A 20189-nucleotide genomic window follows, 5' to 3' on the forward strand; every position below is an offset into this window, starting at 1 on the left:
CCACGCGTTCTCGCACCGGCCGAAACCCAGGATACTGGTCTCCCCACCACGGAGATCCCGGATTGCCGACGCTCGCCCAGATCCTCGACCGTTTCGACCCCGCCGCGGGATTCGACGTCCCCGCCAGTTGGCGGCAAGGCCGCACCGCCTTCGGCGGACTGTCCGCGGCGCTGGCGCTGCAGACCGCGCTGCGCACGGCACCGTCCGCGTTGCCGCCGCTGAAGTCGGCGCACATCGGGTTCATCGGCCCCGCCGACGGCATCCTGCGCTTCGATGCGCAGGTGCTGCGCCAGGGCAAGTCCGCCACCTCGGTGGGCGTCGATTGCATCGCCGACGGACAGGTCGCCCTGCGCGCGGCCTTGCTGTTCGCGCAGCCGCGGCCCAGCCGCATCGCCCATGACTTCCTGCCGGCGCGGCCGGCGGTCGTCGGTCCCGACGAAGCGACGCTGATCGCCGACAGCGCCGCGACCCCGGCCTTCGTCGCCAACTTCGACATGCGCCTGGCCGGCGGCGCGCTGCCACTGTCCGCCGCGGCCGACCCGGAATTGCTGGTGTGGGCGCGCCATCGCCACGCCGGCGGCGTGGACCCGAGCGTGGCCCTGGTCGCGCTGGGCGACTGCCTGCCGCCGGCGGCGATGACCTGCTTCACCGAGCCGGCACCGGTCAGTTCGATGACCTGGAGCCTGGACTTCCCGCAACCGGCCAGCGTCGGCGACTGGTTCCTGCTGCGCTCGGCCAGCCGCCATGCCGAGGACGGCTACTCGCTGCAGGACATGCAGATCTGGGATACGGCCGGGCGGCTGGTGCTGTGGGGCCGGCAGACGGTGGCGCTGTACGCGTGATCGCCGCAGCGGCGCGCGCCTGCTGGTCAGTGCGCGCGCCGACGCCGACAATAGCGCCCTCTTTCGCCACGCCTGCCCGATGACTGCCGACGACCGCGACTCCCTGCGCCAGGACCTGCGCGCGCGCCGCCGCGCGCTCTCCGCGCCCGTGCGCCTGGCCGCCGCCGACGCGCTGGCGCAGCGATTGCTGGACCTGCCGTTCGCGCCGCAGCAGGGCCATGTCGGCGGCTACTGGGCGATGGACGGGGAGATCGCGCTGCACCGCTGGCAACTGTCGTTGCCCGAGGCGGTGCAGTACTGCCTGCCGATGCTCAGCGGCGATACCCTGCGCTTCGCGCCGTGGCGCCCCGGGCAGCCGCTGCGCGCCAACCGCTACGGCATTCCCGAGCCCGACGTCGACCCGGCCACGACCCTGGCGCCGGCACAGATGGCGCTGGTGGTGACGCCGCTGGTCGGCTTCGATGCCGCCGGCGGCCGCCTGGGCATGGGGGGCGGCTGGTATGATCGCAGCTTCGCTTTCCGCCAGCGGCAGGCGCCGCCGCCCTGGCTGGTCGGGGCCGCCTTCGACGCACAGCAGGTCGCGGCCTTGCCGCTCGCGGCCTGGGACGTGGCGCTGGACGCGGTCTGCACCGAATCCCTCACCCTGTCGACCGCGCACGATTCCCCCGCATGACCGCACGCACCCGCTATTGGCTGATGAAGTCCGAACCGGACGCCTTCTCGATCGACGACCTGCAGCGGGTCGGCACCGAACCCTGGAACGGCGTGCGCAACTACCAGGCGCGCAACTTCATGCGCGACGGCATGAAGGTCGGCGACGGCATCCTGTTCTACCACTCCAACTGCAAGGTGCCGGGCATCGTCGGCGTGGCGCGCGTGGCCAGCCAGGCCTATCCCGACGCCACCCAGTTCGACCCGTCCTCCGACTACCACGACCCCAAAGCCACCCCGGAGCAACCGCGCTGGTACCTGGTGGACGTGGCGTTCGAGCGCAAGCTGGCGCGCACCATCGCCCTGGACGAGATCAAGCAGCACGCCGACGCGCTGGGCGAGGGCTTCCCGCTGGTCGCCCGCGGCAACCGCCTGTCGGTGTTCCCGGTCAGCGCCGCGCAGTGGAAGCTGCTGCTTTCTCTCGAATAGCCGGGATTCGGGAGTGGGGATTGGGGATTCGCCCGGTCCCATCCGCCGACCCGCTTTTCACGAATCCCCAATCCCGAATCCCCACTCCCGAGCTCTTCCCATGTCAGAAGCCAAACGTCTTGCCGCCGAGAAAGCCATCGACTACGTCCAGGACGGGATGATCGTCGGCGTCGGCACCGGCTCCACCGTCGCCTATTTCATCGACGCGCTCGGCCGCATCGGCCACCGCATCAAGGGTGCGGTGTCCAGTTCCGAGCAGAGCACCGCGCGCCTGCGCCAGCACGGCATCGAGGTGCTGGAGCTGAACCACACCGGCAACCTGTCGCTGTACGTGGACGGCGCCGACGAGTGCGATCCGAACAAGTGCCTGATCAAGGGCGGCGGCGCCGCGCTGACCCGCGAGAAGATCATCGCCGAGGCCAGCGAGCGCTTCATCTGCATCATCGACCCGAGCAAGCAGGTGCAGACCCTGGGCGCGTTCCCGCTGCCGATCGAAGTGATCCCGATGGCGCGCAGCCTGGTCGCCCGCGAGATCCTGGCGCGCACCGGCGGCCAGCCGGTCTGGCGCGACGGCGTGATCACCGACAACGGCAACGTGGTGCTGGACGTGCACCACCTGTCGATTACCGACCCGGTGGCGCTCGAGCGCGAACTGAACCAGATCCCGGGCGTGGTCTGCGTCGGCCTGTTCGCGCGCCGCCCGGCCGATGTGGTGATCGTCGGTGGCGAGCCGCCGCGCGTCTTTTGACGCGCGCTGGCGCGCGCGCGGGATTGGGGATTTGGGATTGGGGATTCGCAACGGCGGGGATCCCAGCTTTTACGAATCCCCAATCCCGAATCCCCAATCCCCAATCCCCGCTCTCTTGACTCGTCGCGCACCTTGCAACAAGGTGCGCGCTGTCCTCCCTGCCCTGGTCCGCCCATGTCCCTTTTCCGCGCGCTCTGCGTCCTTCTCCTGCTCGCCCTCAGCGGCTGCGCCAGCGCCGGCGGGGACCATTGGGTGGAACTGGGCGGACATCGCTACGAAGTGGAGCTGGCGCAGAACGACGCGACCCGCGCGCGCGGGCTGATGTTCCGCGACCAGATGGAAACCGACCACGGCATGCTGTTCATCCACGACCGCGAAGAACCGCAGGCGTACTGGATGAAGAACACCAAGATCCCGCTGGACATCCTGTACTTCGACAACCAGCGCAAGCTGGTGGCGCAGCAGCGCGACGTGCCGCCGTGCTCGGCCGGCGACGCCTGCCCGCCCTACCCCAGCAACGCGCCGGCGCGCTACGTGCTCGAACTCAACGCCGGCCAGGCCGAGCAGTTGAAGCTGCAGGACGGCACCGAACTGCGCTTCGGCCCCGGCATTCCGCAGGGCCACTGAGCCGCCCGCAGCCCCGGCCGGGGTCGGGAAAACGCCTCGTCGCCACGGCGCTGAACCCGACACCGCTGTCGGGAACGGCCGGACTTGATCGGGCCCGGCTTTGCCGCCAGTCTTGGGCCATGGCCGCCCGATTGACATTGCCGAGCTGGAATACCCTGGCCGCGCTGGACGACGATGCCCTGCCGCTGCTGGCGACCGCCCTGCTGATCGCCCGCGACGAGTATCCGGAACTGGATGCCGCCCATTACGACACCCTGGCGCAGAGCCACGCCGACCACCTGCGGCACGAGGTGGCGATGATCGAGCAGTGGCCGCTGAAGATGGCGGCGATCAATCGCCACCTGTTCGAAGAACTGGGCTATAGCGGCAACCACGACGAGTATTACGACCCGCGCAACAGCTACATGAATCAGGTGTTCGAGCGGCGCCTGGGCAACCCGATCTCGCTGGCGCTGGTGCAGATGGACGTGGCGCGGCGCCTGGACATCCCGCTCGACGGCGTGTCCTTCCCCGGGCATTTCCTGGTGCGCCTGCCGGTGGACGACGGCCTGCTGGTGATGGACCCGTTCAACGGCGGGCGTCCGCTGGCGGTGGAGGAACTGCGCGAGCGCGCGCGGCCGCACATGGGCGGCGAAAGCCCGGACGACCGCGCCCTGTTGCAGATCCTGGATCCGGCGCCGCACCGCGCGATCCTCGCCCGGGTCCTGCGCAACCTGCATGGCCTGTATGCCGAACGCGACGAGTGGGACCGCGCCGCACGCAGCGCCGACCGCGTGCTCAAGCTGATGCCGGACCAGCCCGAAGCCCTGCGCGACCGCGGCATGGCCTACCTGCAGATGGATTACGTCCCCGGCGCACGCCGCGACCTGGGACGTTACCTGCAACTGAACCCCGAAGCCTCCGACGCATTGCCGATCCGCGAGCGCCTGGTGGAACTGAGCGCGCGCGCGCAGCGGATGCATTGAGGGCGGGGATTCGAGATTGGGGATTGGGGATTGGGGATTCGCAAGAGCGGCTGCGGCGTGATCTGACGCGTCGCTAAGCAACGCGGCTTTTTTCTTGAGGGCTTCCGGGCTGAAGGCGCTCAGGATGGCTTGCAGATTACGGATCGCCGCTCTTGCGAATCCCCAATCCCGACTCCCCAATCCCAGCCCTCACTCCATCTCCACCATCTCGAAATCGTCCTTGGTCACGCCGCAGTCCGGGCAGGTCCAGGTGTCGGGCACGTCGTCCCAGCGGGTGCCGGGGGCGATGCCTTCTTCCGGCAGGCCGTCGGCCTCGTTGTAGATGAACCCGCAGACGACGCACATCCAGGTGCGATAGGTGGTGGCGCTGGCGTCGCTCATTGGATAATCGCAGGTCACAGTCGGAACGGCATTGTCCCATCGCCGCCGACGCATCGGAAGGCTTGGCAATGAACGCATCCCCGGCGCCGCGCGGCGTGTACCTGATCACCCCCGACGAAGCCGACGGCGCGCACCTGCTGGCGCGGGTGGCGCCGCTGCTGGACCAGGGCGTGACCTGGCTGCAGTACCGCAACAAGCGCGCCGACGCGGCGCAGCGGCGCGAGCAGGCCGCGGCGCTGCAATCGCTCTGCGCACAGGCCGGCGTGCCGCTGCTCGTCAACGACGACGTCGCGCTGGCGCAGGCGGTGGGCGCGGTCGGCGTGCATCTGGGCGAGGACGATGGCGATCTGGCCGCCGCGCGCGCTGCGCTCGGGCCGCACGCGTTGATCGGAGCGTCCTGCTACGACGATCTGAACCTTGCCCGCAACGCCGCGGCGGCCGGCGCCAGCTACGTCGCCTTCGGCGCATTCTTCCCCACCCGCAGCAAGGTCACCACGCGCCGCGCCACGCCGGACCTGCTGCGCGATGCGGCGGCGCTGGGCCTGCCGCGCGTGGCGATCGGCGGCCTCACGCCGGACAACGCGCGTCCGCTGGTCGCGGCCGGCGCCGATCTTCTGGCGGTGATCAGCGGCGTGTTCGATGCGCCCGATCCGCGCGCGGCGCTGGCCGCGTACCGGGCGTGTTTCGACTGAGGCACTCGCGCTTCCCTTCTCCCCTCGGGACCATGGCCCCCTTCTCGGGGGAAGGTGCCCCGAAGGGGCGGATGAGGGTGCGGGCGCAGCCTCGTGCACCCAAACACCGCGCGTCGCTTCGCGCCGGACCCTCACCCCAACCCCTCTCCCGACGGGAGAGGGGCTTTGGCCTCTCCCTTCTCCCCTCGGGGGAAGGGGCCCCGCAGGGGTGGATGAGGGTACGGGCGCAGCCTCGTGCACCCAAACATCGCGCGCCGCTCCGCGCCGGGCCCTCACCCCGCCCCCTCTCCCGGAGGGAGAGGGGCTAGCCGCTCCCTTCTCCCCCCGGGAGAAGGTGCCCCAAAGGGGCGGATGAGGGTGCGGGCGCAGCCTCATGCACCCAAACATCACGCTTCGCTTCGCGCCGGACCCTCACCCCAACCCCTCTCCCGACGGGAGAGGGGCTTTGGCCTTTCCCTTCTCCCCTCGAGAGAAGGTGCCCCGCAGGGGCGGATGAGGGTGCGGGCGAAGCCTCGTGCACCCAAACATCGCGCGTCGCTCCGCGCCGGACCCTCACCCCAACCCCTCTCCCGACGGGAGAGGGGCTAGCGCTGTTCCTTCTCCCTGCGGGACCATGGCCCCCTTTTCGGGAGAAGGTGCCCCGCAGGGGCGGATGAGGGTACGGGCGCAGCCTCGTGCACCCAAACACCGCGCGTCGCTTCGCACCGGCCCCTCACCCCAACCCCTCTCCCGATGGGAGAGGGGTTTGTCACTGCGCGGCGCCGACCGCAGCGAATCGGCAACATGGCGCACACCGTCAGCAGCCGCGACAATAGACGGCCTCGCTCCGCGCCCGGCCGGTCGGCCTGGCCAGCATCGCCAAGGATTTCCGCTCATGTCCCATTCCCGCTCGCATGCCCTTTTCGCCCAAGCGCAGTCGCTGATTCCCGGCGGCGTCAATTCGCCGGTGCGCGCCTTCAAGTCGGTGGGCGGCGAGCCGTTCTTCGTGCAGCGCGCCGATGGCCCGTACCTGTACGACGTCGACGGCCACCGCTACATCGACTACGTGGGCTCGTGGGGGCCGATGATCGCCGGGCACAACCATCCGGCGGTGCGCGAAGCGGTGCAGCGCGCGATCGGCGATGGGCTGTCGTTCGGCGCGCCGTGTCCGGCCGAGGTGACGATTGCGCAGACCATCACCCGGCTGGTGCCGTCCTGCGAGATGGTGCGCATGGTCAACTCCGGCACCGAAGCCACGCTGTCGGCGGTGCGGCTGGCGCGCGGCGCCACCGGACGCAACCGCATCGTCAAGTTCGAGGGCTGCTACCACGGCCACGGCGATTCGTTTCTGGTCAAGGCCGGCAGCGGCATGCTGACCCTGGGCGTGCCGACCTCGCCGGGCGTGCCGGCCGGCTTGAGCGAACTCACCGCCACCCTGGCCTACAACGATGCCGAGGGCGCCACCGCGCTGTTCGAGGAGATCGGCCACGACATCGCCGCGGTCATCATTGAGCCCGTCGTCGGCAACGCCAACTGCATCCCCCCGCGCCCGGGCTATCTGCAGCACCTGCGCGCCCTGTGCACGCAGCACGGCGCGCTGCTGATCTTCGACGAGGTGATGACCGGGTTCCGCGTCGCCCTGGGCGGCGCGCAGGCGCACTACGGGGTCACGCCGGACCTGACCACCTTCGGCAAGATCATCGGTGGCGGCATGCCGGTGGGTGCCTATGGCGGGCGCGCCGACCTGATGCGGCAGGTGGCGCCGTCCGGGCCGATCTACCAGGCCGGCACGCTCAGCGGCAATCCGGTGGCGATGGCCGCGGGGCTGGCGATGCTGGAACTGATCCAAGAGCCGGGCTTCCACCAGCGCCTGGACACGGCCACCGCGCAACTGTGCGCCGGCCTGGAAGCCGCCGCGGCGGCGGCCGGCGTAGCGGTCACCACCAACCAGGTCGGGGCGATGTTCGGGCTGTTCTTCACCACCGAGAAGGTGGAGACCTATGCGCAGGCCACCGCCTGCGATACCGCCGCGTTCAACCGCTTCTTCCACGCGATGCTGGAACGCGGCGTGTTCCTGGCGCCGTCGGCCTACGAGGCCGGCTTCGTCTCCAGTGCGCACGACCAGGACGTGCTGGAGGCCACCCTGGCCGCGGCGCGCGAGGCGTTCGCGGTGGTCGCCGCCGGCTGAGATGCCGGCGCCGCGCCGCTGCGCTGGATCAGCCGAACACGAACTTGCCCTTCATCACCGCCCAGTGCCCCGGGAACGAGCAGAAGAAGGTGTAGTCGCCGCCCTTGCTCAGCTTGGCGGTGGAGAACTTGACCGTGTCCGACTGCCCGGCGCCGATCACCTTGGTGTGGGCGATGATCCGCGGATCGTTCTTGGGCAGGTAGTTGTCGGCCAGGCTGGAACTGGTGCCGGCATTGGCCACCGCCTGGAAATCCGGGGTCTTGGTCAGCACCCAGTTGTGGCCCATCACCGCGGCGGCGAGCTTGCCGCTGTGCTTGAGCGTCACCGCCACCTCGGTGCAATCGGCCGCGACCTTGATCTGGGTCTGGTCGAAGGACATCTGGTCGGTGCCGGTGATGGTCACCGCGCAGGTCTTGGACCAGGCGGCAGGCGCGAACGCGAGGCCGGCAAGGACGAGCAGCAGGGATGGAAACTTGGTGTTCAAGGCGGATTCCTCGGCAAGAAAGACAACACTGCGCCACGGCAGGTCGCGCGCGGCGGCGTGCCCCGACTGTCGGCCGGCCCGCGATGGCTTGTCAACGACAAGCGATGGCGCATTGCATCATCGGCACCCGCCGTGGCGCATGGCGATGACCCCGCAAAGAGGCGTGAGCTTCGCTGCTCCAGCACCACGCCAACCGCCACTCTCCCAGGCTCCCTCATGTCCGCAATGACCCGCGCGCAGCCGGCGCTGCTGCTGCTCGATTTCGACGGCGTGCTGGCGCGCTACACGCGTGCCGACCGCATCGCCGCGCTGGCCGCGCACTGCCGCTGCGAGGCCGCACAGGTGCGCGAGGTGCTGTTCGGCTCCGGACTGGAGACCGCCTACGACGGCGGCGAACTCGACACCGCCGCCTACCTGCAGCGATTGAGTGCGGGCCTGGGCGCCACGGTGGACGCGGATGCGTGGATCGCCGCGCGGGTAGCCGCCAGCCGCGCCGACGCCGGCGTGGTCGCGCAGGTGCTGGCACTCGCCGAGCGCGTGGCCATTGGCGTGCTGACCAACAACGGCGCGCTGATGGCGCAGGCGATGCCGCAGATCGTGCCCGCGCTGTTTCCGCTGCTGCACGGGCGCGTGCTGTGCAGCGGCAGCCTGGGCGGGCGCAAGCCGGACGCGACGGTGTATCGGCACGCGCTGACGCACTTCGATGTCGCCCCGCGGCAGGCGCTGTTCATCGACGACCTGTTCGTCAACGTGCGCGGCGCCCGCGCGATCGGCATGGCCGCGGAAACCGCCAGCGGCGCGCGCGCCCTGCGCCGCGCGCTGGCGCGGCACGGCCTGGGCTGAGTCGCCGACTCAGCGCGCAGCGAGGTAGGCGCGCAGCGCGCTGCGCAACCGCACCAGGCCTTCGCTCAGTTCGGCATCGGTGAGGTTGAGCGCGGGCACGAAGCGCAGCACGTCCGGACCCGCCTGCAGGGTCAGCAAACCATGCGCGGCGGCGTGATCGAGGATGGCGCCGGCCTGTCCGGCATGCGCCGGCGCTAGCACCGCACCCAGCATCAGCCCGCGGCCGCGAACCTGCGAGAACAACGCGAACTCGTCGTTGAGCGCCGCCAGGCCTGCACGCAGCGCCGCCGATTGCCGCGACACGTTGGCGGCGATCGCCGTCGAGGCCAGCTTGCGCAGCGCCACCCGCGCCACCGCCGCGGCCAGCGGGTTGCCGCCGAAGGTGGTGCCGTGCGCGCCGAACTGCATGGTCTCGGCGACCTTCGGCCCGGCCAGCAGCGCGCCGATCGGGAAGCCGCCGCCCAGCGCCTTGGCCAGGGTCACGATGTCGGGGGTGACCTGGTCCTGCCAGTGCGCGAACAGGGTGCCGGTGCGGCCCATGCCGCACTGGATCTCGTCCAGCACCAGCAGCGCGCCGTGGTGGTCGCACAGCGCCCGCACCTGCGCCAGGAAGCCCGGCGCCGCCGGCATCACCCCGCCCTCGCCCTGCACAGGCTCCAGCATCACCGCGGCCACGTCGCCGGCGGCCATCGCCGTTTCCAGCTGCACGATGTCGTTGAAGTCGACGTAGCGGAAACCGCCGGGCAGCGGCTCGTAGCCTTCCTGGTACTTGGGCTGCGCGGTGGCGGTCACCGCGGCCAGGGTGCGGCCGTGGAAGCTGCCGCGGAAGGTGACGATCACCCGCCGCTGCGGCGGCCGGCCCTGGGCGGTGGCCCACTTGCGCACCAGCTTGATCGCCGCCTCGTTGGCCTCGGCGCCGGAATTGCACAGGTAGGCCTTCTCCGCGAAGCGCGAGGCCACCACCAGCTCCTCGACCAGGCGCAGCGGCGGCTCGCTGTAGAACACGTTGCTGGTGTGCCACAGCTTGCCGGCCTGTTCGAGCAGCGCCGCCTGCAGGTCCGGATCGTTGTGGCCGAGCCCGCACACGGCGATGCCGGCGGACAGGTCGATGTAGTCGCGCCCCTCGCTGTCCCACACCCGCGCGCCCTGGCCGCGCTCCAGCACCAGTTGGCGCGGACGGTAGATCGGCAGCGCGTAGCGTTGGCCGAGGGCGATCAGCTCCGCGGCGGAAGAAGCGGTCATCGAGGCAGTCCTGCGGGGAAAGCGCCGATTATAAGACCGCCGGCAGCGCACGGCCGGGGACTGCCGGCCGCCGCCTGGACCGACGGGGCGGCAGGCTGCTGTGCCACCACGCCGTTGCTCGACATGTGGGAGGGACTTCAGTCCCGACGCTTCAGCGCTACGGCGTCGGGGCTGAAGCCCCTCCCACAAGGGGTTCTGCAGCAGCCGCGTCGCATCCGATCAGGACGCCGCCTGCCGCGGCGTGCGCGCCCGCGACCGCAAGGCGGCTCGGGTAGCATGGGCGCATGCGATTTTTCCTCGATTCCCAGCTCGCCCCGGCGACCGAGCACGGCTGGCGGCGCCGCTGGTTCGACATCATCTACCGGCACGACACCAAGCCTTCGCGCAACTTCGACCTGTTGCTGGTCGCGGCGATCCTGGCCAGCGTCGCGGTGATCCTGGCCGACAGCGTGCCGGCGCTGCACACCCGCCACGGCAGCACCCTGTACGTGCTGGAGTGGGGCTTCACCGCGCTGTTCACCGCCGAGTACGCGCTGCGCCTGGCCACGGTGAAACGGCCGCTGCGCTATGCGCTGAGCTTCTGGGGCGTGATCGACCTGTTGTCGATCCTGCCCACCTACATCTCGTTTCTGCTGCCCGGCGCGCAGACCCTGCTGGTGGTGCGCGTGCTGCGGGTGCTGCGGCTGTTCCGCATCCTCAAGCTGACCCGCTACGTCGAGGAAAGCAGCCTGCTGGTCGATGCGCTGTGGCGCAGCCGGCGCAAGGTGTTCGTGTTCCTGTTCACGGTGATCACCCTGGTGGTGATCTTCGGCGCGTTGATGTACGTGGTCGAAGGCCCGGCCAACGGCTTCACCAGCATCCCTACCGCGATGTACTGGGCGGTGGTGACGATGGCCACGGTCGGCTTCGGCGACATCGCCCCGCTCACCCCGCTGGGTCGCGCCATCACCTCGGTGCTGATCCTGATCGGCTACAGCATCATTGCCGTGCCCACCGGCATCTACACCGCGGAACTGGCCAACAGCCTGCGCGATGCCGACCGCAGCCGCGCGCCGGATCGACGCACCTGCGCGCACTGCGGCCTGCACGGCCACGACCGCAACGCCGGCTATTGCCGGGGCTGCGGCCAGGCGTTGCCCGAGACGGTGCCCTGAGCCCTTACCAGACGCCCGTGTTCGGCATCGACGTCCACGGCTCGGCCGGCGCCAGCGCCTCGCCCTTCTGCAGCAGCTCGATCGAGATCAGGTCCGGGCTGCGCACGAAGGCCATGCGCCCGTCGCGCGGCGGACGGTTGATGGTCACGCCGAGCGACTGCAGGTGCGCGCAGAGGGCGTAGATGTCGTCGACCTCGAAGGCCAGGTGGCCGAAGTTGCGGGCGCTGCCGTAGTCCTCGTCCGAGCCCCAGTTGTAGGTCAGTTCGACCTCGGCTTCCGGGTTCTCCGGCGCGCCGAAGTACACCAGGGTGAACTTGCCGGCTTCGTTCTCAATGCGGCGGGTTTCGTGCAGGCCCAGCCCTTCGGTGAAGAACTTGCTGGTCTTCTCCAGGTCGTGGACGCGGATCATGGCGTGCAGGTATTTCATCGTGACAACTCCGAGGGTGGGGGATGGGACGCGCGCCGTACCGCAATGGCGCGCGGAAAGGGCGCATAGGGTAGCGCTGGCGGCGTGCAGGCATGGCGACGCCGCGGCAGGACCGGTTCAGCGGAAATAGCAGGCCTTCAACGGCAGCACCGCCGCGCCCACCGCGCTGGCATCGGCGGTGGCAGCGGCCGGCAGCAGCAGCGGCAACGGCCGCGCCTGGCCGCGGCGCGGCTGGTTGTCGATGCGCACGTGCGGAATCAGCCGCGTCGCCAGCTCGCGCGGCATGCGCCCGCCGAACACCACCGCCTGCGGATCGAAGATCGCCACGATCGCCGACACGATCAGCGACAGGCCCGGCGCCACCCGCGCGATCCAGCGCTCGATCGCCGGCCACGCCGGATCGTAGGCGGCCAGCAGCGCGCGGATGTCGGGCAGCGCGATGCCGTCTTCGGCCAGCAGTTGCCGCAACAGCTCCAGCGTGCCGCGCTCCAGCCCCTGCTGCGGCAGCATGCCGGCGAATTCGCCGGCGTTGCCGTGCGCGCCGCGCAGGCAGGTGCCGTCGATCACCACGCCGCCGCCCAGGCCGTAATTGAAGTGCAGATAGGCGAAGTCGCGGTATTGGCGGCCGATGCCGAGCAGGCTCTCCCCCGCCGCCGCCACCGTGCCGTCGTTGTCCACCCACACCGGCAGGCCCAGCGCCTCGGCCAGCCAGTCCCCGATCGACAGCTCGCCCAGCGCGCGCAGCGGCTCGGGCGGATTCATATGCACACCGTCCTCGACGAAGAAGCCGGTCATCGCCACCCCCGCGCCCAGGCGCGGACCGAGCCCGGCGCCGGCCGCCGCGGTCAGCGCCGCGTCGGCCTCGCGCAGTTGCGCCAGCAGTGCGGCCGGCTCGGTCGAGCGCAGCGCATGCTCGGCGGTGCCGCGGATCTGCCCGCTGAAATCCAGCAACGCCAGCGACAGCGCGTCGGTCGCGATCGCATAGCCGACGGTATGGCCGTAGCCGGGATTGAGCGCGATGCCCGCGCCCGGCTTGCCGCGGCCCGCGTGCGCCAGCGAGGCACCGATCGCGACCAGACCGCGCTCGGCTAGCGCGTCGACCAGACGCACCGCCGACTGCACGGTCAGCCCGGTGCTGCGGCTGAGATCGGCGCGGGTGGCGGTGCCGGCCAGGCGCAGGCGATCGAGCATGTGCCGCTCGTTGTCGCTGAGATCGGCATGGATGGCGTGGCGGGACTCGGGAAGACGCGGCAGGGCGACGGCGACTGGAGCGGGCATGGGCGGCGGTGGCGTGAAGACCCCGGCAGCATAGCCGCGCCGCGCGTGGTCATTGCGGCAGCGAACGCGATCGGATGGAACAGAGCGTTTTTGCGACGCGTCGCCGCCCTTGCGATCGCGGCTCGCAACGCCCGGCCGCGCGGCTACGGCACGCACGGCCATGCCGGGTCTCAGTCCAGGAACAGGTCCGGCAGCAGCGGCTGCGACGGATCCAGCGCGTAGCCGGACAACTCGTGCACCCCGGCCTCGGCCAGCACCGCGTCGTCGATCAGGAACTGGCCGTAGAAGCCAGCCGCCGGCCGGGTGAGCACGGCGTGCGCGGCGTCGGCCATGATCTCCGGGCGGCGGCCGTTGCCGGCGTCGACGCCGGGGATCATGTTCAGCGCCTCGGTGGCGATCAGCGTGCGCGGCCACAGCGCATTGACGGCAACGCCCTGCGGGCCGAACTCGCCGGCCAGGCCGAGGGTGACGAAACTCATGCCCATCTTCGCCAGCGTATAGCCGGTATGCGGCGCCCACCACTTCGGGTCCAGCGACGGCGGCGGCGCCAGGGTCAGGATGTGCGGGTTGGCGCTGCGCAGCAGGTGCGGCAGGCAGGCCTGCGCGCACAGGAAGCTGCCGCGCGCATTGACCTGCTGCATCAGGTCGAAGCGCTTCATCGGCGTCTCCAGCGTCCCGCGCAGCCAGATCGCGCTGGCGTTGTTGACCAGGATGTCGATGCCGCCGAAGGCCTCCACCGTCGCCGCCACCGCCGCACGCACCTGCTCTTCTTCGCGGATGTCGCACTTCAGTGCCAGCGCGCGCCCACCGGCCGCCTCCACCGCCGCCGCGGCGGTGTGGATGGTGCCGGGCAGCTTGGGATTGGGCACCGCCGACTTCGCCGCGATCGCCACATTGGCGCCATCGCGCGCCGCACGCAGCGCGATCGCCAGCCCGATGCCGCGCGAGGCGCCGGTGATGAAGAGGGTTTTACCTTGTAAGGTCACGGGATTGGGGAGTCGGGATTGGAGATTCGCCAAAGCTTAGCGCCTTGCCGTCCCAGCCAGCGCACTCGCAGACGCAGCGATCCGCCGTTACCAATCCCCAATCCCGAATCCCCACTCCCGGCCCTTCAGGGCTTCGGCCCCTGCCCCTCGTTGTCTTCCCACTTGAGCAGGCGCCGGGTCACGAAGCGGTACACCGGCTTGCCGCTGGCGAACCACAGTTCGCGCACCCAGGAATGGCGCTTGAGCAGGCGCCGCTCGACCGGGGTCAGGGCGTGCGCGCAGTACATGCGCTTGTGCTTGAGCAGATGGCGCAGGTCTTCGCGCGCCAGCAGGCGCATCCAGCGCGAACGCGGCGCGCCGCGCACGGCCAGCTGGAAATCGATCAGCGCCGGGCTGCCGTCGGCCAGCACCAGCCAGTTGGCCTCCTTTGCCAGGTCGTTGTGCGCCACCCCGCGCCGATGCACCTGTTGCAGCAGGCGCCGCGCAGCGCGGAAATAGGCCAGGTCGCCGCGCGGCGGCCGCTGGTACATCGCCGCGCCGTCCAGGTAGCTGCGGTCCAGGAAGGTGCCGTCCCAGCCGCGCAGCTGCGGCGTCGCCGCCATGCCGTTCAGCTGCCGCAAGGCGAGCGCCTCGCGCCGTGCCAGCCACCATGCGGGCAGCCGCAGCCACCACGGCGAGGCGGTGAGGTCGCGGCGGACGAAGCGCGCGTCGCCCTCGCCCAGCAGCAGGATGCGGCCGAAGCTGTCGGCCTTGAGGATCTGGACGGTGCGGGAAGCGGGGGCAGGCATCCGGCCAGTGTAGAGCGTGCGCCGCGGTTTGACGGGTCTGCACGGTCGCCCGTCACGCCAGGCTGGCACCTGGTCCGGTGCTGGTCACCTGGGCGTCGTGCCAGGCGCCACGCAAACCGCATCGGCGGATCCGCCGCCGCCTTGCGAAGCGGCGGCGTCACGCACCGGCCTCGGCGCGGCGGCGCTGCCATCACCGGCGCGGGACGGCGACCACGACGTGCCCGACGCCGGATCAGGTCTGCCGGGCGGCCCGGTTGCGCAAGGCCGGTCGCCCGACACGGCACCCCGACGCTAACGGACCGTCATCGTGCTCCCTCTATACTTGCCCGATGAATGCCTCATGGACCGATGCCACGCTGGAGTGGATCGCAGCACACCCCATCCTGGCCGGCGCGGTCATCTTCGCCATCGCGTTCTGCGATGCGGTCATCATCCTCGGCACCCTGGTACCGGCGCTGCCGCTGCTGTTCGCGATCGGCGTGCTGATCGGCCTGGGCCAGATCTCCGGCCCGTACGCGGTGGTCAGCGCCGCGCTCGGCGCGCTGATCGGCGATGCGCTCAGCTACTGGGTCGGCTACCGCTGGGGCGACCGGTTGCGCACCTACTGGCCGTTCAAGCGCTATCCGCAGTTGCTCGACCGTGGCGAGGCGATGTTCCGCCGCAACGCCTTCAAGAGCATCCTGGTGGCGCGCTACGTCGGCGCCATCCGTCCGTTCGTGCCGGCAGTGGCGGGCATGATGAAGATGCCGCTGCGGCGCTATCTGCTGCCCAGCAGCGTGGCCGCGGTGACCTGGTCGCTGCTGTTCCTGGGACCGGGCTGGCTGCTGGGCCAGGCCTACGACGCGGTGGCCGCGGTCGCCGGGCGCCTGTTCCTGGTGGTGGGCCTGCTGGCGCTGGCGCTGGGCCTGGTGTGGGCCATCGTGCTGTACGGCTACCGCTGGTCGGCCGGGCACATGGACGCACTGCTGGCGCGCGGCCTGGACTGGTCGCGCCGGCATCCGGTGCTGGGCCGCTACTCGATCGCGGTGTTCGACCCGCAGCGGCGCGAATCGGTGCCGCTGGCGATGCTGGCGGTGATGCTGCTGGCGCTGGGCTGGGGCTGGTTCGCGCTGCTGATGGTGGTGGTGGCGCACGGCGAGCCGCTGCGCCTGGACCTGGCCGTGCACGACCTGATGCTAGCCCTGCGCAACCCGCTGGCCGACTATCCGATGACCGCACTGGCCTCGCTCGGCAACTGGCAGGTGCTTGTGCCGCCGACCGCGCTGGGCCTGCTCTACCTGGCCTGGCGCCGGCGCTGGATGGCCGCGGCGCACTGGCTGGCGGCGCTGGCCTTCGGCCTGGCCCTGACCAAGCTGCTCGGCACCACCGTGCACGTGGTACGCCCGCCGGCGGCCAGCAGCGGTTTCGGCTTCCCCTCGGTGGCGGTGACCATGGCCACGATCAGCTTCGGCTTCTTCGCGGTGCTGATCGCGCGCGAGTTGCCCGGACGCTCGCGGGTATGGCCGTACCTGCTGTCCGGCGCGGTGGTGACCCTGATCGGCTTCGCCCGCCTGTACCTGGGCGCGCACTGGCTCAGCGACGTGGTCGGCGGCATGCTGTTCGGCATCTTCTGGCTGCTGGTGCTGGGCATCGCCTACCGCCGTCGCTTCAACCGCGGGTTCTGGATGAAGCCGCTGGCCTGGCTGTTCTACGGCGGCTTCGCGATCGCCGCGCTGTGGTACGCGCCGCGCCAGTTGGAACGCAAGCTGGCCAAGTTCGAACCGCCGCCGCCGCAGGTGACGCAACTGGCGGACGCGGCCTGGTGGCAGCACGACTGGCGCACCCTGCCGTCGCGGCGCAACGAGTTCGACGACGACCAGCGCTGGCCGCTGGACATCCAGGTGGCCGGGCCGCTGGCGCCGCTGCAGCGCCAGCTCGAAGCGGCCGGCTGGCGCGCGCAGCCGCAGGCCGGCTGGCAGCAGGCGCTGCAGTTGCTCGACTACAAGGCCACGCCGGCGCAGGTGCCGGTGCTGCCGGCGACGCTGGACACGCGCGTGGAATCGCTGCTAATGCTGCGCCCCGGCCCGAATCCGGACGAGCTGTACGCGCTGCGCCTGTGGCCGGCGCCGGCCCGCCTGCAGCCGGGCGACGTGCCGCTGTGGCTGGGCAGCGCGCAGAGCCTGCGCTACGAACGCCACTTCAACCTCATCGGGTTGTGGCGGCCGCTGCGCGGCGCCGATCCGGCGCTCAACGCCGTGACCGAGGCGCTGCACGCGCTGCCCACGCGCAAGGACATGCACCGCCGCAGCGAAATCCCGGTGCTGCTGGTACGCAGCGAAGGCGAAGCGCCGCCGTCGCCCTGAGCGGCGGCGGTACACACCTCAGCTTCTGACCGATCGGCGCCGCGCCGGCGTTGCGCTGCTCTGCAGCCGCCGGCGGGTGGCGATGGCGGCTACTTCACCTCTACCCGGATCGAACGCGAGTCGGTGGCGCGATCCTCCCAATGCCGCGAGTAGACGAGTTCGATCGCGCCGCTGCCGTGATCAGTGGCCTTGAAGGTGTAGGTGACAGTGCTGGGGCAACCCATGCGACCGGTGGCGCAGGCCGTACCGGGTGCATGCTCGATGTCGAGCAGCGCCAGCGGCGCGGGCAAGCTGCGCAAGGCCCAGGCGCTGCCGGTCGACCCGTTCTCGGAGAGGGTGACCGCGAACAGTTGCCCGCGCTGCAGGGCGAACGGCTTCATCGACGGCGCCAGGCAGGTCTTGGGCGACACTTGATCGGCATTGCCGGTGACCAGGGCGATGGAGCCGCGCGGGCAGTCTGTCTGAGCGGCTGCGGCAGCGGGCGCGGGGGCCGTCTCGGCGGCGATGGCGGGCAGGCTCGGACAGCCGCCGGCGGACAGCAACAACAGCAGGAAGGAACGCCTCATACGAAGTCCTCGATCGTGCGTGGATAGGACGTCAGGCCGCCAGGGCGGGATGCCGTTGCCGGCGGCCGGGCGCGGCCGCCGATCGCTGCCAAGCGTGGCCCGCGCCTGCTAGCGGCGCGCTGAATGCCGGCTGCGGCGCGCACGAGGGCCGCCTGGGGCGTGATCAATCGAGAACAACGGGTGACGATCGGGGCTGATGATGGCGCAGCGCCGCACGGATATTGGCCGCCCGTGCTCTACGTCAGACCAGGGCGGCGACACCGCCCTCGCCTGCCTCGCTCAGGGAATCCAGGCCAGCAACTGGTCCAGTCGCGCGTGCGGGTCGTCTTCCTGCAGCAGCGACAGGCGCTGGCGCTCGTCCAGCGGCAGCAGTTCGGCCATGCGCCAGCCGACCCAGGCGGCTTGGTCGAGCTGGCGCGGACCGGCCAGCGGATACACCGCGGCGGCCTGGTCGAGGATGCTGTCGAGCACCGTCGCCAACAGCGCATGCTGCGGACGCAGTTCGTCGTCGCCATCGGCCTCGCGCCATTCCACGTCGCCGACCACCAGGCCGTTGTCGCGGACCCGGCTGCGCAGCACGTGGAAGCGCCGCGCGCCGCGCAGGCTCAGCACCAGCACGCCGTCGGCGCCGACATCGAAATCGACGATGCGCGCCTCGGTGCCGAACGCCGCCGGCACCGCCGGGGCGCCGGTCTCGCTGCCGTCCAGGATCAGGCACACGCCGAAGCCGCTGTCGGTGCGCCCGCATTCGCGGACCAAGTCCAGATAGCGGCGCTCGAACACCCGCAGCTTGATCGAGGCGCCGGGCAGCAGCACCGCGTGCAGCGGGAACAGCGGCAGCGTGGTCCGCTGCGGGCTCACGCGCCGGCTCCGCCGTACGCGGCGAACCTCATTGCAGCGCCGCCAGGAAGCGCCGCGGTGCGCCGTCGAAGCCGCCGTTGGACATGAACACCACATGGTCGCCGGCGCGCGCCTGCGCCTGCAGCGCGGCCAGCAGGGCGTCCACGTCGGGCGCCGCGCAGGCATCCCCGCGCACCGCGGCGATCACCTTGCCCGCATCCCAGGCCAGTTCCGGCCGCTGCAGGAACACCACCGCGTCGGCGGCCTCCAGCGACGGCGCCAGCGCCTCGGCATGCGCGCCCAGCCGCATCGAATTGCTGCGCGGCTCCATCGCCACCACGATGCGCGCGGCACCGACCCTGGCGCGCAGGCCTTCGAGCGTGGTGCGGATGGCGGTGGGATGGTGGGCGAAGTCGTCGTAGACGGTGATGCCCTGCGCCTGGCCGAGCACTTCCAGGCGCCGCTTGACGCTGCGGAAGCGCGCCAGCGCCGGCATCACCTGCGCCGGCACCACGCCCACCGCGTGGGCGGCGGCCAGTGCGGCCAGTGCGTTCATCACGTTGTGGCGGCCGAGCAGCGGCCATTCCACCTCGCCCAGTTCACGGCCCTGCTGCAGCACCACGAAGCGGCTGCCGTCGGCGGCGAGCAGGCGTGCGCTCCACTCGAACGCCGGATCGAAGCCGAAGCGCTCCACCGGAGTCCAGCAGCCCATCGCCAGCACCTCGCGCAGGTGCGCGTCCTCGCCGTTGACGATCAGCCGGCCGCGGCGCGGCACGGTCCGCACCAGATGGTGGAACTGGCGCTGGATCGCGGCGACGTCGGGGAAGATGTCGGCGTGGTCGTATTCGAGGTTGTTGAGGATCGCCACCAGCGGCCGGTAGTGCACGAACTTGCTGCGCTTGTCGAAGAACGCGGTGTCGTACTCGTCGGCCTCGACCACAAACAGCGGCCGGCCCGCCAGGGCCGGCCCCTGATGTCCTTCTCCCTCCGGGAGAAGGTGGCGCGCAGCGCCGGATGCGGGTTCGGCGACTGGCAACCCCAGCCGCGCGGACACGCCGAAATCCTCGGCCACCCCCCCGATCAGGAAGCCCGGTTCGCGCCCGGCCGCCTGCAGCAGCCAGGTCAGGATGCTGGTGGTGGTGGTCTTGCCATGGGTGCCGGCCACCGCCAGGGTGTCGCGCCCCGGCAGCACCTGCTCGCTCAGCCATTGCGCCCCGGAGGTGTAGGCGCGCCCGGCGTCGAGCACCGCCTCGACCGCGGCGTTGCCGCGCGACAGCGCGTTGCCGACGATCACCTGGTCGCAGTCCGCGGCGATGTGTTCGGGCAGGTAACCCTGCTTCAGCGCGATGCCCAGGTGTTCCAGTTGCGTGGACATCGGCGGATAGATCGCCTGGTCGCTGCCCTCGACCGCATGGCCGAGTTCGCGCGCCAGCGCGGCGACACCGCCCATGAACGTACCGGCGATGCCGAGAATATGGATCTTGCTCATGGCCGGATTGTCGCCGATCCCCCGGCGCACGCAAACCTGCGAGGCGGCAGCCGTTGGCCGGGACGAGCGTGCCGCGGGGCCGATCCGAGGGAAACCGTCTCGCCGCGCCGTCAAGTAGGGAATCCCCCACATCGGCTGGGTAAAGTCCCCGATAGGCAAGTCGGGAGCCGACGCCGAGAATGAACGGG

21 protein-coding genes are annotated in these 20189 nt (G+C 70.9%); 11 read left to right on the top strand and 10 right to left on the bottom strand.

What is annotated here, in order from left to right; genetic code table 11:
* The first annotated feature begins 62 nt into the window (after positions 1-62).
* The 6 genes from PIQ37_RS06620 to PIQ37_RS06645 all read left to right on the top strand — a co-directional run bounded on the left by PIQ37_RS06620 (position 63) and on the right by PIQ37_RS06645 (position 4322).
* Positions 63-842, top strand: coding sequence for an acyl-CoA thioesterase (locus PIQ37_RS06620; RefSeq protein ID WP_342072851.1), 780 nt, complete (start codon positions 63-65; stop codon positions 840-842).
* A gap of 79 nt (positions 843-921) precedes the next feature.
* Entirely contained in the window at positions 922-1515 is a 594-nt protein-coding gene (locus PIQ37_RS06625) for a 5-formyltetrahydrofolate cyclo-ligase (RefSeq protein WP_342072852.1), read from the top strand.
* Positions 1512-1982, top strand: coding sequence for an EVE domain-containing protein (locus PIQ37_RS06630; RefSeq protein ID WP_017915860.1), 471 nt, complete (start codon positions 1512-1514; stop codon positions 1980-1982). The genes PIQ37_RS06625 and PIQ37_RS06630 overlap by 4 nt, the downstream gene beginning before the upstream one ends.
* Before the next feature lie 100 nt (positions 1983-2082).
* The gene (gene rpiA / locus PIQ37_RS06635) at positions 2083-2730 is read left to right on the top strand and encodes a ribose-5-phosphate isomerase RpiA (RefSeq protein WP_152240005.1); all 648 of its coding nucleotides are present in this window, start codon (positions 2083-2085) and stop codon (positions 2728-2730) included.
* A gap of 174 nt (positions 2731-2904) precedes the next feature.
* On the top strand, positions 2905-3357 hold the full coding sequence (locus PIQ37_RS06640) for a DUF192 domain-containing protein (protein ID WP_017910443.1): 453 nt from the start codon (positions 2905-2907) through the stop codon (positions 3355-3357).
* 50 nt (positions 3358-3407) lie between these two features.
* On the top strand, positions 3408-4322 hold the full coding sequence (locus tag PIQ37_RS06645; RefSeq protein ID WP_407136743.1) for a SirB1 family protein: 915 nt from the start codon (positions 3408-3410) through the stop codon (positions 4320-4322).
* A 189-nt stretch (positions 4323-4511) separates the two neighbouring features.
* Here PIQ37_RS06645 and PIQ37_RS06650 read toward each other — a convergent pair whose 3' ends face one another.
* Positions 4512-4757 (bottom strand): rubredoxin, encoded by a 246-nt coding sequence (locus tag PIQ37_RS06650; protein WP_242004217.1) that lies wholly within the window; start codon positions 4755-4757, stop codon positions 4512-4514.
* 14 nt (positions 4758-4771) lie between these two features.
* Here PIQ37_RS06650 and thiE point away from each other — a divergent pair, with 14 nt between their 5' ends.
* Entirely contained in the window at positions 4772-5395 is a 624-nt protein-coding gene (thiE, locus tag PIQ37_RS06655) for a thiamine phosphate synthase (protein ID WP_342072854.1), read from the top strand.
* A gap of 874 nt (positions 5396-6269) precedes the next feature.
* Complete coding sequence (gene hemL / locus PIQ37_RS06660; RefSeq protein ID WP_342072855.1) at positions 6270-7562, top strand: glutamate-1-semialdehyde 2,1-aminomutase; 1293 nt, start codon at positions 6270-6272, stop codon at positions 7560-7562.
* Between the two features lie 28 nt (positions 7563-7590).
* Here hemL and azu read toward each other — a convergent pair whose 3' ends face one another.
* Complete coding sequence (gene azu / locus PIQ37_RS06665; protein WP_407136745.1) at positions 7591-8022, bottom strand: azurin; 432 nt, start codon at positions 8020-8022, stop codon at positions 7591-7593.
* Between the two features lie 249 nt (positions 8023-8271).
* On the opposite strand from azu, the gene PIQ37_RS06670 reads away from it, so the two are divergent.
* Entirely contained in the window at positions 8272-8889 is a 618-nt protein-coding gene (locus PIQ37_RS06670) for an HAD-IA family hydrolase (RefSeq protein ID WP_342072968.1), read from the top strand.
* 9 nt (positions 8890-8898) lie between these two features.
* Here the strand turns inward: PIQ37_RS06670 and PIQ37_RS06675 are convergent, their stop codons facing one another.
* Positions 8899-10131, bottom strand: coding sequence for an acetylornithine transaminase (locus PIQ37_RS06675; RefSeq protein WP_342072857.1), 1233 nt, complete (start codon positions 10129-10131; stop codon positions 8899-8901).
* Between the two features lie 284 nt (positions 10132-10415).
* On the opposite strand from PIQ37_RS06675, the gene PIQ37_RS06680 reads away from it, so the two are divergent.
* Positions 10416-11285, top strand: coding sequence for an ion transporter (locus PIQ37_RS06680; protein WP_342072858.1), 870 nt, complete (start codon positions 10416-10418; stop codon positions 11283-11285).
* 4 nt (positions 11286-11289) lie between these two features.
* Here the strand turns inward: PIQ37_RS06680 and PIQ37_RS06685 are convergent, their stop codons facing one another.
* From PIQ37_RS06685 to PIQ37_RS06700, 4 genes are all read right to left on the bottom strand, one after another.
* A complete protein-coding gene (locus tag PIQ37_RS06685) occupies positions 11290-11712 on the bottom strand; it encodes a VOC family protein (RefSeq protein WP_342072859.1) in 423 nt (140 codons plus the stop codon).
* Positions 11713-11829: 117 nt separating this feature from the next.
* A complete protein-coding gene (locus PIQ37_RS06690; RefSeq protein WP_342072860.1) occupies positions 11830-12990 on the bottom strand; it encodes an ROK family transcriptional regulator in 1161 nt (386 codons plus the stop codon).
* A 170-nt stretch (positions 12991-13160) separates the two neighbouring features.
* Positions 13161-13976 carry an SDR family oxidoreductase gene (locus PIQ37_RS06695; protein ID WP_342072861.1) on the bottom strand — a complete coding sequence of 272 codons (816 nt, stop codon included), beginning with the start codon at positions 13974-13976 and terminating at the stop codon, positions 13161-13163.
* Positions 13977-14101: 125 nt separating this feature from the next.
* A complete protein-coding gene (locus tag PIQ37_RS06700) occupies positions 14102-14764 on the bottom strand; it encodes a serine/threonine-protein kinase (protein ID WP_295841114.1) in 663 nt (220 codons plus the stop codon).
* Positions 14765-15093: 329 nt separating this feature from the next.
* Between PIQ37_RS06700 and PIQ37_RS06705 the strand changes: the two genes are divergently transcribed.
* Positions 15094-17106 (top strand): bifunctional DedA family/phosphatase PAP2 family protein, encoded by a 2013-nt coding sequence (locus PIQ37_RS06705; protein ID WP_342072862.1) that lies wholly within the window; start codon positions 15094-15096, stop codon positions 17104-17106.
* Between the two features lie 89 nt (positions 17107-17195).
* On the opposite strand, the gene PIQ37_RS06710 is transcribed toward PIQ37_RS06705, so the two are convergent.
* The 3 genes from PIQ37_RS06710 to mpl all read right to left on the bottom strand — a co-directional run bounded on the left by PIQ37_RS06710 (position 17196) and on the right by mpl (position 20001).
* A complete protein-coding gene (locus PIQ37_RS06710) occupies positions 17196-17672 on the bottom strand; it encodes a protease inhibitor I42 family protein (RefSeq protein WP_342072863.1) in 477 nt (158 codons plus the stop codon).
* Positions 17673-17951: 279 nt separating this feature from the next.
* A complete protein-coding gene (locus tag PIQ37_RS06715) occupies positions 17952-18533 on the bottom strand; it encodes an LON peptidase substrate-binding domain-containing protein (RefSeq protein ID WP_010343368.1) in 582 nt (193 codons plus the stop codon).
* 28 nt (positions 18534-18561) lie between these two features.
* Positions 18562-20001 (bottom strand): UDP-N-acetylmuramate:L-alanyl-gamma-D-glutamyl-meso-diaminopimelate ligase, encoded by a 1440-nt coding sequence (gene mpl / locus PIQ37_RS06720; RefSeq protein WP_342072864.1) that lies wholly within the window; start codon positions 19999-20001, stop codon positions 18562-18564.
* Positions 20002-20189 lie beyond the last annotated feature (188 nt).

The organism is Xanthomonas protegens, from assembly GCF_038442435.1.
Lineage (GTDB): Bacteria > Pseudomonadota > Gammaproteobacteria > Xanthomonadales > Xanthomonadaceae > Xanthomonas_A > Xanthomonas_A sontii.